The 14,957-nt window shown below is 63.0% G+C and carries 15 protein-coding genes; all 15 read right to left on the minus strand.

What is annotated here, in order from left to right:
- Positions 1 to 63: 63 nt before the first annotated feature.
- Positions 64 to 1,416, minus strand: coding sequence for a dihydroorotase (locus HMPREF2678_RS06165; protein ID WP_070551748.1), 1,353 nt, complete (start codon positions 1,414 to 1,416; stop codon positions 64 to 66).
- Between the two features lie 72 nt (positions 1,417 to 1,488).
- Complete coding sequence (locus HMPREF2678_RS06170) at positions 1,489 to 2,454, minus strand: aspartate carbamoyltransferase catalytic subunit (protein ID WP_034968087.1); 966 nt, start codon at positions 2,452 to 2,454, stop codon at positions 1,489 to 1,491.
- Between the two features lie 3 nt (positions 2,455 to 2,457).
- Complete coding sequence (pyrR, locus tag HMPREF2678_RS06175) at positions 2,458 to 3,045, minus strand: bifunctional pyr operon transcriptional regulator/uracil phosphoribosyltransferase PyrR (RefSeq protein ID WP_070551396.1); 588 nt, start codon at positions 3,043 to 3,045, stop codon at positions 2,458 to 2,460.
- A gap of 69 nt (positions 3,046 to 3,114) precedes the next feature.
- Positions 3,115 to 3,735 carry a transcription antitermination factor NusB gene (gene nusB / locus HMPREF2678_RS06180; RefSeq protein WP_070551398.1) on the minus strand — a complete coding sequence of 207 codons (621 nt, stop codon included), beginning with the start codon at positions 3,733 to 3,735 and terminating at the stop codon, positions 3,115 to 3,117.
- A 22-nt stretch (positions 3,736 to 3,757) separates the two neighbouring features.
- Positions 3,758 to 4,321, minus strand: a complete 564-nt coding sequence (efp, locus tag HMPREF2678_RS06185; protein ID WP_034968099.1) for an elongation factor P — start codon at positions 4,319 to 4,321, stop codon at positions 3,758 to 3,760.
- A 73-nt stretch (positions 4,322 to 4,394) separates the two neighbouring features.
- Positions 4,395 to 5,480: a M24 family metallopeptidase gene (locus tag HMPREF2678_RS06190; RefSeq protein WP_070551400.1), complete on the minus strand. Its 1,086-nt coding sequence runs from the start codon at positions 5,478 to 5,480 to the stop codon at positions 4,395 to 4,397.
- A 48-nt stretch (positions 5,481 to 5,528) separates the two neighbouring features.
- The gene (aroQ, locus tag HMPREF2678_RS06195; RefSeq protein ID WP_034976458.1) at positions 5,529 to 5,981 is read right to left on the minus strand and encodes a type II 3-dehydroquinate dehydratase; all 453 of its coding nucleotides are present in this window, start codon (positions 5,979 to 5,981) and stop codon (positions 5,529 to 5,531) included.
- Positions 5,982 to 6,004: 23 nt separating this feature from the next.
- The gene (gene aroB, locus HMPREF2678_RS06200; protein WP_070551402.1) at positions 6,005 to 7,096 is read right to left on the minus strand and encodes a 3-dehydroquinate synthase; all 1,092 of its coding nucleotides are present in this window, start codon (positions 7,094 to 7,096) and stop codon (positions 6,005 to 6,007) included.
- Positions 7,097 to 7,133: 37 nt separating this feature from the next.
- Positions 7,134 to 7,694, minus strand: coding sequence for a shikimate kinase (locus HMPREF2678_RS06205; protein ID WP_043012133.1), 561 nt, complete (start codon positions 7,692 to 7,694; stop codon positions 7,134 to 7,136).
- On the minus strand, positions 7,691 to 8,947 hold the full coding sequence (gene aroC, locus HMPREF2678_RS06210; RefSeq protein WP_210382706.1) for a chorismate synthase: 1,257 nt from the start codon (positions 8,945 to 8,947) through the stop codon (positions 7,691 to 7,693). Before aroC ends, HMPREF2678_RS06205 begins: the two co-directional genes overlap by 4 nt.
- Before the next feature lie 75 nt (positions 8,948 to 9,022).
- The gene (locus tag HMPREF2678_RS06215) at positions 9,023 to 9,499 is read right to left on the minus strand and encodes a prepilin peptidase (protein WP_246817897.1); all 477 of its coding nucleotides are present in this window, start codon (positions 9,497 to 9,499) and stop codon (positions 9,023 to 9,025) included.
- Positions 9,500 to 9,599: 100 nt separating this feature from the next.
- Entirely contained in the window at positions 9,600 to 10,478 is an 879-nt protein-coding gene (locus HMPREF2678_RS06220) for a shikimate dehydrogenase (protein WP_070551405.1), read from the minus strand.
- Between the two features lie 54 nt (positions 10,479 to 10,532).
- On the minus strand, positions 10,533 to 11,669 hold the full coding sequence (gene mltG, locus HMPREF2678_RS06225; RefSeq protein ID WP_035001932.1) for an endolytic transglycosylase MltG: 1,137 nt from the start codon (positions 11,667 to 11,669) through the stop codon (positions 10,533 to 10,535).
- 99 nt (positions 11,670 to 11,768) lie between these two features.
- Positions 11,769 to 12,236: a Holliday junction resolvase RuvX gene (gene ruvX / locus HMPREF2678_RS06230; RefSeq protein ID WP_070551407.1), complete on the minus strand. Its 468-nt coding sequence runs from the start codon at positions 12,234 to 12,236 to the stop codon at positions 11,769 to 11,771.
- Between the two features lie 24 nt (positions 12,237 to 12,260).
- Positions 12,261 to 14,924, minus strand: a complete 2,664-nt coding sequence (alaS, locus tag HMPREF2678_RS06235; RefSeq protein ID WP_070551408.1) for an alanine--tRNA ligase — start codon at positions 14,922 to 14,924, stop codon at positions 12,261 to 12,263.
- Positions 14,925 to 14,957: the final 33 nt, after the last annotated feature.

Below are 14,957 nucleotides of genomic sequence, written 5' to 3' on the forward strand. Positions count from 1 at the left end.
TTTCCTTAACTGTTGGACTGTTGTGTTCGGTTCTTCTTAGTGACGCCCACTCGTGGGTTCTTTCTACACTGATGAGCCGTTCCTACAGGTCACCTTGCCGCGCAACAGCGTGGTGCTGACCTTGACCGGCATTTCCATGCCCTCATATGGGGTGTTGTTGGCCTTGGAAGCCATGTCTTGGCCGCGAGCCACCCAGGACTGGTTCACATCCACGGCACACAGGTTCGCAGGCTCCCCGACCGCGATCGGGCGGCCATGACCGGGCAGCTTGGTGATCTCGGCGGGACGCTCGGACATTACCTTGGCCACGAAGCGCCAGTCCTGATCGCCGTCGATGACGAAGATCTTGGCGATCAGCGCCAGCGAAGTCTCGATCCCCAGCATGCCGGGGCGCGCCTGGTCGAACTCGCAGCACTTGTCCTCGGAACCGTGCGGAGCGTGGTCGGTGGCCACGCAGTCGACCGTGCCGTCGATCAGGGCGGCGCGCAGCGCCTCCACATCGCGCTGTTCGCGCAGCGGCGGGTTCACGCGGTTCACGCCGTCGTAGGTTTCCAGCCTTTCGTCTGTGAGCAGCAGGTGGTGCGGGGTGACCTCCGCAGTCAGCGGAATATCCTGTGCCTTTGCCCAGCGCAGCAGGTCAACGGTGCCCTCTGTAGAGGCGTGGCAGATGTGCAGGCGGCCGCCGTAGTCGCGGGCCATGATCGCGTCTCGGGCGACGATGGATTCCTCGGCGACGCGCGGCCAGCCACCCAGACCGAGGCGAGCGGCGGTCTCGCCCTCGTGTGCTACGGAGCCGATCGTCAGGCGTGGCTCCTCGCAGTGCTGGGCCAGCAGTACGTCCATACCCTTGGAGTATTCGATTGCGCGGCGCATGAGGCGCGGATCGTCGACGCACTTGCCGTCGTCTGAGAACATGCGCACCCTCGCATCGGAATCGGCCATCATGCCGAACTCCGTGAGCTCTTTGCCCTCCAAACCCTTGGAGATAGAACCGACCGGGTGCACATCGCACAGGTTCGTGTTCTGACCCTTGTACCAAACCATCTCGGCAATAGCGGGGTTGTCGGTGACCGGTGCGGTGTTCGCCATGGTGAACACCGCCGTGAACCCACCCTGGGCGGCCGCGGCGGATCCGGTGGCGATGGTCTCGGTATCCTCCCGCCCCGGTTCGCGCAGGTGTACGTGCATATCCACCAGGCCCGGCAGCAGCACCTGGCCGTCCAGATCCAGCACCTCTGCTCCTTCCGGTGCCTTGGCCGACAGGTCGCTGCCGATCTCTGCAATCACGCCGTCCTGCACCAGCACGTCCTGCTTGTCGCCCTCGCCGTAGATCAGCACGCCACGCAGCAGAACTGCATTAGCGGCGCCGGTGGGGTGGCTGGCCAGCTCGCCGGTGGCCGGGTAATCGGAAGTCATGGTGGAAGTCCCTTTGTCGCTCGTCTTGGTGTTTGTCTGTGCCTTTGTGGGGATTGTGGCCATCGTGCGCCTCTAGCCCTCTTCCCCAACCAGCAGGGTAAACAGCACCGCCATGCGCACGTGCACGCCTGCGGTGACCTGGTTCAGAACCACGGTCTGCGGTGCGTCTGCCACGTCGTAGTTGATCTCCATACCCCGCAGCATCGGGCCTGGGTGCATGATGATCGCGCCCTCCTTCATCCGCTCAGCGCGAGCCTTGGACAGGCCATAGCGGGTGGCGTATTCGCGGTGCGAGGGGAAGAAGCCGCCGTTCATACGCTCGGCCTGCACACGCAGCATCATCACGACATCCGCGTCTGCGATCTCGCTGTCGAAGTCGTAGCTGACTCGGACGCTGTCCTTGCCCCCGCCATTCCCAGCGCTGTTTCCAGAGCAGTTGCCCCAGTGCTCGATGCCCAAAGGCACCAGCGTCGGAGGCGCCACAAACACCACTTCCGCTCCCAGAGTCGTAAGCAGTTGGGCGTTCGAACGCGCCACGCGGGAATGCAGGATATCGCCGACAATAACGACCTTCTTGCCGCTAATGTCCCCAATGCGGTTGCGCATCGTGGTGGCGTCCAAAAGAGCCTGGGTGGGGTGCTGGTTCGAACCGTCACCAGCGTTGATGACGGCCGTATCGCCCAGCCACCCCGCGACCTGACGCGCTGCGCCGGAGGACGGGTGGCGCATGATGATCGCGTCCGCGCCGACCGACTTCAGGGTCAGGGCAGTATCGCGGAGGGATTCGCCCTTCTTGACCGAAGAGCTGGAGGCGGAGATGTTGATGACGTCGGCGCTCATCCACTTACCCGCGGTCTCGAAGGAGGATCGCGTGCGGGTAGAGTTCTCATAGAACATGGTGAAGACGGTGCGACCGCGCAGCGTGGGCAGCTTCTTCATCTCGCGCCCCTCTAAAGCCTCGGCGAAGCGGTCGGCCTCGTCCATCAGCCCCAGAATCTCCGACTTGCTGAGGTCAGCAATGCTAATGAGGTGCTTCATGGGTTACTTGCTCCCTTCCCAGGTGGCCGCGTGGCGGTACAGAACCACGTTGTCCACGTCATCCAATTCGGCGAGGTTCACCGTTACGTCCTCGTCCGCTGCGGTGGGAATGTTCTTGCCCACGTAATCCGCGCGGATAGGCAACTTGCGGTGGCCGCGGTCGATCAGAACCGCCACCTGCACGGAATCCGGGCGACCAATGTCGGTCAGCGCGTCCAGAGCCGCGCGGATGGAACGCCCGCTATAGAGGACATCGTCTACCAGCACGACGGTGGTGCCGTCGATTCCTTCTGCGGGAACCTTGGTGGGTTTGAGGGCGCGGTGGGTCGTGGTGCGCAGATCATCACGGTGCAACGTGATATCCAGCGAGCCCTGGAAGACCTCCACCCCCGTAAAATGCTGGATCTTCTCGGCGAGACGCGCCGCGAGTGGCACTCCCCCCGATGGAATGCCAAGTAGAACTACGCGCCGGGAGTTCTGTCCGTCCAGCGCGGTCTTTTCAATAATCTGGTGCGCGATGCGCGCGACAGTACGGGAAACTTGATCTGCGTCGAGTAGGGTGACGCCAGCTTCCCCAGCCGTCGGGTTCATCGTGACCTCCTTTCCCGCCTCTCTGTGCGGTCCGTTAAAGGATGTCTACATTGTCCGACTGGCAGTTTATCACGCTTCGTTGGACTCGTTAATGACTCCGCCGAGAAGCTCGTCCAGATCGTCCTGGCCTGGTGTTTCGCTAGCGCCTGCAGCGCCTTCAGTACCTGCAGCGCCCGCGGCCGCCGCACGTTGTGCAGCCGCCGCATCTGCCAACTGCAGGTCGGCCTGGATCTGCAGATCCTTGTTGATGCCGTCCAACACCGCATGGATGTAGTTGGGCGCCTTATCATGCGAGTATTCGCTGGCCAGTTCAACGCCTTCGACGACGGCTACCTTGGCATCCACATCGTCGTTGAACTTCAGCTCCCAGGCCGCTACGCGCAGCACCGCACGGTCGACGGCAGGGAGACGATCCAGGCGCCACTCGCTGGACAGATGCAGCGCGATGGCCTCGTCCAGCGCATCCAGGTTCGTTGCCACGCCGGGCACGATCTGCTGGGTGTACTCCGGCACGGGCTTGACCTGATTGGCTGCGTCCTTTGCCAGAGTGATGCGTTCCTCGACGATCTCGACCGGGTCGATGTCGCGAAACTCGGCCTCGAAGAGGATGTCAACGGCGCGGCGGCGCGCCTTGTAGCGCGCACCGTGGCGCTTGAAGGCGCTCTTATCAGCTGTGTGTTCTTCAGTCATGGGGTGAAAAACGTTCGCTGGATTAGTTGCTGACGCGGGACAGGTACTCGCCGGTACGGGTATCGACCTTTAGTACGTTGCCGGTCTCGATGAACAGCGGAACCTGGATCTCTGCGCCGGTCTCCAGGGTTGCGGGCTTGGTACCACCGGTGGAGCGGTCACCCTGCAGGCCCGGATCGGTCTGCTCAACCTTCAGTTCGACGGCGACGGGCAGCTCGGCGAACAGCGGCTCGCCCTCGTGGAAGGAAACCTGCACGCTGGTGTTCTCCAGCAGGAACTTGGCGCCATCGCCCATCAGGTGCGGAGCCAGCTCAACCTGGTCGTAGGTCTTCTCGTCCATCAGAACGAAGCTGGTGCCGTCGTTGTACAGGTAGGTCATGTCGCGACGGTCGACAGTAGCGGTCTCCACCTTGACGCCTGCGTTCCAGGTCTTGTCAACAGTCTTGCCGGAGACGACATCCTTGAGCTTCGTGCGCACGAATGCGGGGCCCTTGCCCGGCTTTACGTGCTGGAATTCGACGATCTGCTGCAGCTTGCCGTCAACCTTGAGGACAAGGCCGTTCTTGAAGTCAGCGGTGGTTGCCACGAATGGTCTCCTTGTATTGGGATATAGGGTTCAAAAAAATTTTTTGCTGCTACAGTCTAGCAGCTGCCCACGCCTAAACGACGATGAGTTCCGTCGGCGAGGCATTGAAGCTCTTAGCTCCGTCGGCGGTGATCACGTACGTGTTCTCAATGCGCAAGCCCGTCTTGCCGGGAATGTAAATGCCGGGCTCGACCGTCACGGTCATGCCTTCCACCAGCTTTTCTTCGGGATTGACGCCCGCCGCTGCCCGCGGGGCCTCATGCACGTCGAGACCCACGCCGTGCCCGGTGGAGTGTACAAAGAACTCCCCGTAACCGGCCTCGTCGATCACGTCGCGGCAGGCGGCATCAACGTTTCGCAGCTCTACACCCGGGGCCAGAATGGCCTCGCCTGCCTTCTGCGAACGGTACACCACGTCGTAGAGTTCGCGGGCCAGCTCGTCGGGCTCGCCCACGCAGACCGTGCGGGTCTGATCGGAGGCGTATCCATCGAGGTACACCCCAAAGTCCACAGTGACCAACCCCGGCACGATCTTCTCCCGCGATACCCCTGCGTGGGGCTTTGCAGCGTTCACGCCGCTGGCCAGGATCGTGTCGAAGCTCAGGCCGTCCGCGCCTGCGGTGCGCAGCTGAAACTCCAGCTCCGCCGCTGCCTGGATCTCGGTGATGCCTTCGCGAATGCCGCCGTCTTCGATAAAGGAGCGCCACACGCTATCGGCTAGCTCGCCGGCTTCGGCCAGCGCCGCGATTTCCAGCTCGTCCTTCACCAGGCGCAGCCCTTCGACCACGGATCCCAGCACCGGCGGGTTGCCCAGTGCCTGGGCCTGGCCGTAGTCGAGGCTGGGCTCAACTGCGAAGGACTCCCCCGCCTCCTTGGCAAACTCGGCCGCGCGGTCGAACAGCTTGCGGCCGATCTCGATGCGCACGTCCTCCGGCTCTCCGGTCTCGATGCGCACCTGTGTGTCGTAGCGCCCATCCGTCAGCAACAGGTGCTGGCCGTCTTCGCGGATGACTAACAGCCCGTTGGAGCCGGAGAAGCCGGTGAGGTAACGGACGTTCTTCAAGTCGCTAATCAGCACCCCCGCGTGATCTGAGTCTTTGACCAGACCTGTGGCCTTGGCGCGGCGGGTGCGGTAGGCGTCAAAAAATTTTTTAGACATCAACTCTCCTTAAAGATGAAGCGTTACGCAGGGGCTATGCGGGGGGAGTTATTGGGCGAAATAGCGCAGGGCGGCGACGTAGCCGTAGATACCCATTCCGGCGATCACGCCGCTGGCCAGGGGGCTGAGGTAGCTGCGGTGGCGGAATTCTTCGCGCGCATGGATGTTGGAAATGTGCACCTCCACGAAGCCGGCGCCGTCAGCGATTTCCGCCAGCGCGTCGCGCAGCGCAACGGAGGTGTGGGTGAATCCACCCGGGTTGATGATCACCGCGTTGCCCTCGTCGGCGGCTCGGTGGATGCGATCCAGCAGCTCGCCTTCGTGATTGGACTGGAAGAAGTCGACCGCGATGCCCAGCGCGGTGGCTTCGCGGGCCAGCAGATCCTCCACATCGGCCAGTGTGGTGCTGCCGTACACCTCCGGCTGGCGCTTGCCCAGGCGGTTAAGGTTCGGCCCGTTGATGACGCACACCTTCGGCGCGTTGGTTTCCTCTGCATTCATCGCTGTCTCCAGTCTTTGGGTCTTTAGGCCTCCACGCTAGCGGCATACGCCGCGCGCAGCAGATCTTCGCTGGGGCCTTCCAGGCGGGTGGGCTTGCCGATCTCTTCGAGCACGACGAAGCGGATCTTGCCGCCCTTGTTTTTCTTGTCGCGCCCCATCGCAGCCAGAAGCTCGTCGAGCTCGGCGCCGTTGTAGCTGGTCGCCAAACCTACGGAACTAAGGATGTCGCGGTGACGCCGAACGTCCGCCTCCCCCAGCAGCCCAGCTGCCTTGGCCAGCTCCGCCTCGAAGATCATGCCGACGGCGACCGCCTGGCCGTGGCGCCAGCGGTAGTCCTCGTAATGTTCAACTGCGTGACCATAGGTGTGGCCGTAGTTGAGGATCTCGCGCAGGCTGGACTCCTTCAGATCCACCGCCACTACGTCCGCCTTCACCTGAATGGCGCGGGCGATGAGCTCCGGCAGGCTGCCGTGCGGGTCGAGTGACGCTTCGGGGTCGGCCTCGTAGATGTCCAGGATTTTCGTGTCTGCGATGAAGCCAGCCTTGATGATTTCTGCCGCCCCGGCCACCATTTCTTCGCGCGGCAGGGTTTCCAGAACCTCCAGGTCGACGATCACGGCGCTGGGCTCGTGGAATGCGCCGACGAGGTTCTTTCCGGCCGGGGTGTTGATGCCTGTCTTGCCGCCCACGGCAGCGTCCACCATGGCCAGCAAGGTGGTGGGATAGTGCACGACCTTGATTCCGCGCATCCAGGTGGCGGCGATGAATCCGGCCAGATCCGTTGCAGCGCCGCCGCCCAGACCGATGATCGTATCGGCGCGGGTCAGGCCAATGTCCGCACACACGTCCCAGCACTCGGCGGCAGAGTGAGCGGTCTTGGCGGATTCGGCATCCTGAATCTCGTGCGTATGCGCGGCGTATCCCGCCTCGGTTAGGCGCCCTGCCAGGGTCTTGGCGCGTTCGGACAGCGCAGGCTGGTGGATAATCAGGTAGGTCGCGGTCGCACCGGCAACCTTGAGGATCTCCTGCGCTGCGAAGTCGGTACCGCGCTCGATCACCACATCGTAGGGCGACTGGGAGGCCACGGTGATGCGCTGCTGTTCAAAGGTGTTCATGGGCGGGGATCCTCGTTGATAGTGGTTGCGGGGAAGATTATCGGAAGGCCGGGTCCGGTTGGACGTGATCGCGTTCGTCGAGGCGCTCCAGGCGGATTTCCTCGATGAACATGAGGATGTCCGTGACTACGCGGCGTGGCTCCTTGCCGTCGCAACGCACCATAAAGTTGGAGACTTCCTCGTAGAACGCGGAGCGCTGGGCGAAAAGCTCCTCGTACTTGCTGCGTGGATCGGGGACGTTCAGCAGCGGGCGGGCGTTAGAGCGGGACGTGCGGCGCACTCCCTCGTCGATGGAGACGTTCAGGTACACCACCGTGTGGTCCGCCAACAGTTGGCGGGTGCGCTCGGTGACCACTGCCCCACCGCCAAGGGAAACGATGCCATCGCTGTGCAAAGCCTCAGCGACCACATCGGCTTCCTTTTCCCTAAAGCCGGGCTCCCCCAGCTCCGCCATGATCTGGCTGCAGGTCTTGCCCAGCTTCGCTTCAAGCAGATGGTCGGTATCGACCAATTGAACGTTCAGGGCATTAGCCAGGCGCTTGCCGATCGTGGTCTTGCCAGAGCCGGGAAGCCCAACCAACACCGCGCGGGGACTCATCGACTCTCTCCTACCTCAGCCTGCGCCTCGGACCAAGCCTGCGCCTCGGACCAGTCCAGCCGGTCATTGACGTACTCCAAGTAGGACTCTACGTTCCGCTTGGTTTCTTCCACAGAGTCGCCACCGAACTTCTGCAGTACGGCGCGAGCCAGCACCAGCGCGACCATGGTCTCTGCGACCACACCGGCGGCGGGTACGGCGCACACGTCGGAGCGCTGGTGGATGCCCGTGGCCGCTTCGCCATTGGCCATATCCACGGTCTTCAGGGCGCGCGGCACGGTGCTGATGGGCTTCATTGCCGCCCGCACCCGTAGCTCCTCGCCGTTGGTCATGCCACCTTCGAGCCCACCGGCGCGGTTGCTCAGCCGACGGACGCCACCATCTTCTGCGACCTCCATCTCATCGTGCGCCTCAGACCCGCGGCGGCGAGCTTCCTCAAAGCCATCGCCGATCTCCACGCCCTTGATGGCCTGAATTCCCATCAGGGCCGCTGCCAGTTGTGCGTCCAGTCGCTCCTCGCCCGACACGTGAGAGCCAAGGCCGATCGGCAACCCCTTCACAACGACCTCCACGACGCCACCCAGGGTATCGCCGGACTTCTTGGCCGCCTTGATCTCGTCGATCATCGACTCCTCGGCCGCTGCATCGAATGCACGCACCGGAGAAGCATCGATGGCCTCCAGGTCCGCAAACTCCGGGGTGGGGCCCGTGTACGGCTCCGAACGGCCGATGCTGACCACGTGGGATAGAACCTCCACACCCAGCACCTCGCGCAGCAGGGCGCGAGCGAAAGTTCCGGCGGCCACACGAGCGGCAGTTTCGCGGGCGGAGGAACGCTCCAGGATTGGGCGCGCTTCAGCGTGGTTGTACTTCACCATGCCGGAGAAGTCCGCGTGCCCCGGGCGCGGGCGGGTGAGCTTCGCACCACGGCCACTGGACATCTCCTTAGCCACCTCCGGATCGGACTCATCGATCGGGTCGGCAGACATAATCGTGGTCCACTTCGGCCATTCCGTGTTGCCGACCATGATTGCAACAGGGCTGCCCAGCGTCTTGCCGTGCCGCACACCGCCGACAAAGGTGACCTCGTCGGCCTCGAACTTCATGCGCGCACCGCGCCCATAGCCCAGCCGGCGCCGAGCGAGCTGATAGGAAACATCTTCCCGAGTAACCGACAGACCGGCCGGGAGGTTCTCAATCAAAGAAATGAGCGCCTGGCCGTGGGATTCACCTGCAGTAGTCCAACGAAGCATAAGAAGCATAATACAGGCCACACACGACCTTAGCCCCACTGACGTGCCCATTAACTAACACCGCGTTAACGGTGCTCACGGCGCAATGAGGATTATTGACGCCACCACCACGATCCCACTGCCCACCAACATCGCCGGGCCGTGCGGTGTGCCCCGGATACGGTCTGCACCCCGGGCGACCCCGGCGGGCGATACGAAAACACAGTGCAGTATGCCACTGAGAGCCATGGCCACGAAGGCCCCCAGCGGATCAGCGATCGAAGCCAACGTGCCGGTCGATAGCGCCAGCTTCGCATCACCTCCCCCGGCCAGCAGACGCAGATGCACGGTTGGAAGCGCAAACGCAATCGCACACCAACCTAAGCCTCCTAGGAAAGCCAGATTATTGGCGCCCGGAATCATCGCCGGCACCACTGCGGCGACCGGGAAGGCTGGCAAGGTAAGGACGTTGGGTAGTCGGCGGGTGTGGGCGTCAAGAACAAAGAGCGCCACGCCCCACGGCAGAAAGAGGAGCAATAAACACCAGGCCACAGGCCACGAAAGAATTAACACGCCTCGGAAGGTAACCGATAGGTCAGACGGCGAGTGCGTTTCTACCCCAGCGAAAAGAGAGCCCTGTGGAAAGCCAAAAGTTTTCCACAGGGCAGGAAAATTAGTCTTGACCCTTGGCGCGCAGCACGGTATCCAACATGATCCCCTCCGGGGCGGAATGCCCCGTGAACAGGCGGAACTGCTCCTCGGCCTGGCCCGCAAGCATGCGCAGCCCATCGGCATGCGGAACCCCCTGCGCGCGAGCGGCGGACAGCAATGGCGTGGGATAAGGGTCGTAGATCACGTCCACAATACCGGCGGCAGAGCACAGAGCGGGCGCTAGCTCCTCGGCAGCGTGGGCGGGGATCGTCGACACAACCACGGCCGCATCGGCGCAGGTCTGGGCGATGTCAGCATCCTCGAAACGGGACCAGGAAAATTTCATGCCCAACGTCTCCACCACGGCCTGCAAGTTCAGGGCTCGCTCGGAACGCGCCAGCACCGTGACCTGGGAAACCCCAGCTGCCGCCAGAGCAGCGACAGCCGGGCGCGCGGTGCCTCCATTGCCGACGATCACCGCGTTGGTGCCCTGCAGAGGATCATCGCCACGCAGGTAGGAAAGGCAGCTGGCCACACCGTCGACGTCAGTGTTGTCCGCCAGCCACTGACCATCGCCCTGCGGAACCAGAGTGTTGGCAGAGCCGATCTCCTGCGCCCGGTTAGTCGCCAGGTCCGCCAGCTCCAGGGCAGCCTGCTTGCCAGGCATCGTCACAGAGAAACCGCGGACGTCTGCATCGGATTCGCGGAGAAGGCGGCGGATGTCGCGGGACTCGCCGGCCTCCACCCGGAAATAGTCCATGTCCAACCCGAGGGCACGGTAACCGGCAGTGTGCAGCTCCGGCGACAGCGAGTGCTCGATTGGGCTTCCCAGAACCGCGCAGCGCGGGACGGACTTTTCCAGGAACTCATCTACCGTCAGCACCAAGCCTGCGGCGGACATACTTTCACACACCCCTATGGTCGAAAATCTAGAGAAATCCTAATGTGGCCGCTGTTAGCGGTTAGAGTCCAGCACGCCGTTCCGGCGGGACTCCTCGATGGCCCTTTCGTGGGCATCGAAGTCGCGGTTGAACACCGTGCGGCCGTTGCGATCCACCGTAACGAAGTACAGCCAGTCGCCGTCCGCCGGGTTCTCAATCGCATGCATCGCCTGCAGGCCCGGGGAGGAAATCGGCGTTTCGGGCAGGCCTTCCTTGGCGTAGGTGTTCCACGGGGTCGGGCGCCTACGATCTTCGTCGGTGGTGGCGACCTCGACTTCGCTCAGGTCGTAGTTGACGGTGGAGTCGAACTCCAGCTTCTGGTTCTCGTGCAGGCGGTTCAGGATCACCCTGGCAACCTTGTCAAAGTCACCCTCGGGAGCCTCGCGCTCCACCAGAGACGCAGCGACAAGCATGTCGTAGGGGCTAAGACCCACCGCCTGTGCGGAGGACAACAACCCGGTGTCCTCGTACTCGCTCTTGGAGGTGTTCAGCAGCGAGGCCAGGATGTCCTTGGCGCTGCTGGTTGGGTCGAACAGGTGCACACCGGGAGAGATCAAACCTTCGATGCGCTTCGGGTCATCGCCGCGAGCCTTCACCGGCTCCAGCGCCCACTCCGCAATGTTTAGCTCTTCCGGCGGGGTTTGCCCGGCGGCCTTCTCCAACTCCTCAACGGAGACGCAATTGTGCTCGTCCTGGCAGGTCTGTTCTGAAATCAGGGTGAAAATGCCCTTGCGGTTATCACCGCCGACGACCTTCACGTCTTTAAGGGTCAAGCCGTTCGGAATGTCTACCACGCCGCGGCGGCGATCTTCACTGGACAGCCATTCCAGAGCCTTGTCCGCGGACATTTCCTCCTGCAGGGGGTAGTACCCCGCCTGCAGTTCGGGTTCCTTCCGCTCTGCGGCGGACATCAGGGCCCGGCGGGAGCCCACCACGCCCTTTTCCACCAGCTGCGTGGACAGACTGTCTACAGAATCACCCGGACTGACGCGCACCATCACAATGTTGCCGTTGCCCTCACCTGCGTAGTCGCGCACGGCCACCACGTCGCGCTGATACCAGACGTAAGTGCAGGTACCGACCAAAAGTACTACCAGAGCGATCCCTAGCGCCAAGGCGAGTTGCCGGCGACGGCGAAACTTTGGCTGCATGTTACGGGTCGGTCCCATAGGTAAAGGTGGCCTTTCGTACAGGTTGATTTACGCGGGTGTAGATAATACAGCGCCCATTTTCTCACGAATTGATAAATTTTAGGAAAGCGCGCGCCGCCGCGTGTCTAACCACCCCTGCAGGATGTGTACTGCGGCCGCCTGGTCTATTTTCTTTCGGCCTTTTTTACTATTGACGCCAGATGCGTGGAACGCCTGTGTCGCGGCCATCGTAGACATTCGCTCGTCCACCATGCGCACAGGAACATCGGGCAGTGCCTCTTTAACTAAACGGGCAAATTCCTCCGCATTGACGGTGCTCTGAGTATGCTTTCCGCGCAGTGCGACAGGAAGCCCGACCACGATTTCCACGACAAAGTTCTCTTCGCAGATTTCCACGACGCGCTGAACGTCAGCGTCGTCGGCGCTGGCCTGGATCGTCTCCACCGGGGTGGCCAGGATGCAGTCCGGGTCAGAGATCGCCACGCCGATGCGTACGGTCCCCACGTCCAGGCCCAGCCGCCGCCCCCTTCCGGGGTCGGTGGCGGGATTCGGCTTCTCGGTTTGCATCGGTGACAACTCCCCTGTTGGCGGTTAACCGCGCAGCGCGCCCTTGACTGCCTCGATGGCGGCGGGGATGCCGGCGGCGTCCGAACCAGAGCCCTGCGCCATGGCCGGCTTACCGCCACCGCGACCAGCGACCTTGTCCCCGAAGGTCTTGACCAGCTCACCGGCCTTGATTCCCTTGTCCACAGCGGCATCGTTGACCGCGGCGACGAAGGGGACCTTTTCGCCGTCGACGGAGGCAAAGACTACCACGGCGGGCTCGGAGCCCAGGCGGTTCTTCGCGTCCATGGCCAAGGTGCGCAGGTCACCAGCGGCCACGCCTTCGGGCAGCTGCTCGGCCAGAACCTTGACCTCGCCGATGGTCTCGGCCTTCTCGACCAGCTGGCCGACTTGCCCCGCGAGCTGCTGGGTGCGTAGCTGCTGGATCTGCTTTTCGGCGGCCTTCAGCTTGGCGGTGAGGGCATCGATGCGCTCGGGTAGTTCCTCGCTGGGGGTCTTCAGGCTGGAAGCCAGACCTGCGACCAGGGACTTTTCAGTGCTGAGGAAACGGAAGGAATCCATGCCGGTATAGGCCTCGATGCGGCGCACGCCGGAGCCGACGGAGGACTCACCCAGGACGGAGATCGGGCCGATCTGGGAGGAGTGCTCCACGTGGATGCCACCACACAGCTCCATGGAGAACGGACCACCGATCTCCACCACGCGTACCTCGGTGCCGTAGTTCTCGCCGAACAGTGCCATGGCGCCCATGGCCTTGGCCTCTTCCAGGGAGGTCTCAATGGTGTTGACCTGGTAATCACTGTCCACCGCACCATTGGCGATCTCTTCGATCTGACCCAGCTGGTGCTCGGTCAGCTGCTCGCCGTAGTTGAAGTCGAAGCGCAGGTAACCGGGCTTGTTCATCGAGCCTGCCTGCACGGCTGTCGGTCCCAGCACCTCGCGCAGCGCTGCGTGGATCAGGTGGGTACCAGAGTGCGCCTGGCGGGCCTGGTGGCGCCATGCCTTGTCCACGGTGGCCTGAATCTTCTGGCCCACGGCCAGCTCGCCGCCGCTGACGGTCACGTGGTGCACCCACACCTTCTTGCCGACCTTCTGCACGTCCTCGACGCGCACGGCACCGGAGGTGGAGGTCATCTCGCCACGATCAGCCATCTGGCCACCAGCCTCGGCGTAGAACGGGGTGCGGTCCAGGATCACCTGGGCGGTCGCACCCTCGGTCGCGGTCTCTACCAGCGCGCCGTCGCGGATGATGCCCAGAACGGTGGCCTCGTCGGCCAGGTTCTCGTAGCCGGTGAACACGGTCGGCTGGTTATCGACGAAGGGGCGGTAGATCGTCTGGTCTACGTGACCCAGCTTCTTGGCGTTGTTGTCGGCCTTTGCACGGGCCTTTTGCTCGGCCATGAGGTTGTGGAATCCGTCGATGTCGACCTTCAGGCCGGCCTCGGCAGCCATCTCCTGGGTCAGGTCGATCGGGAAGCCGTGGGTATCGTGCAGGGAGAATGCAACGTCGCCCGGCACCGTGTCCTCGCCGCGCCCCTTGGCGCCGGTGACCCAGTTGTCGAACATTTGGGAACCGGATTCCAGGGTCTTCAGGAAGGACTTCTCCTCCGCCAAAGCCACGGAACGGATGCGCTCGTAGTTGTCCGCGATCTCCGGGTAGGAAGGCGTCATGGTCTCCCGCACGGTATCCATGAACTTCTCCAGCGTCTCCCCCGTAGCACCCAACAGGCGGGCGGAGCGGATGATGCGGCGCAGCAGGCGGCGCAGGATGTAGCCGCGGCCTTCGTTGCCGGGGGTCACGCCGTCGAGCATCAGCATCAGGCCGGTGCGCGAGTGGTCGGCGATCACGCGGAAGCGCACGTCGTTGGCCTTGTCCGCGCCGTACTTCGCGCCCGTTACTTCCTGGGCAACGTCGATCACGGGGCGCAGCAGGTCGGTCTCGTACACGTTGTCGACGTCCTGCAGGATGCAGGCCACGCGCTCGATACCCAGGCCGGTATCAATGTTCTTCTTCGGCAGCTTGCCAACGATCTCGAAGTTGCCCTTGCCCAGGCCCTCTCCACGCTCGTTCTCCATGAACACCAGGTTCCAGATCTCGATGTAGCGCGTGTCGTCGACGATCGGGCCGCCTTCCTGGCCGTGCTCCGGCCCGCGGTCGTAGTAGATCTCCGAGCACGGACCACACGGGCCGGGAATACCCATGGACCAGTAGTTGTCCTCCATGCCCAGGCGCTGAATCTTGTGCTCGGGCACGCCGATCTTCTTGTTCCAGATCTCCGCTGCCTCGTCATCGTCGGTAAAGACGGTGACCCACAGGCGCTCCGGGTCCAGCCCCAGGCCGCCTTCCTCTACCGGGTTGGTCAGCAACGTCCAGGCGTGCGTAATGGCGCCTTCCTTGAAATAGGCGCCGAAGGAGAAGTTGCCCGCCATCTGGAAGAACGTGTTGTGGCGGGTGGTAATGCCGACTTCGTCGATATCCAGGGTGCGCACGCACTTCTGGATGGAGGTAGCCGTGCCGCTTTCGAACGGCGGGTTCTGCTGGCCCAGGAAGTAAGGCTTGAACGGAACCATGCCTGCGTTGACGAACAGAAGGTTCGGGTCGTCCAGGATCAGCGAAGCGCTTGGCACCTCGGTGTGCCCGGCCTTGGTGAAGTGCTCAATGAAGCGCTGGCGAATCTCATGCGTTTGCACGTTGGCTTTACCTCGTCAATTTGTGTCGACAGT

The organism is Corynebacterium sp. HMSC058E07 (assembly GCF_001809885.1).
GTDB classification, from domain to species: Bacteria; Actinomycetota; Actinomycetes; order Mycobacteriales; family Mycobacteriaceae; genus Corynebacterium; species Corynebacterium macclintockiae.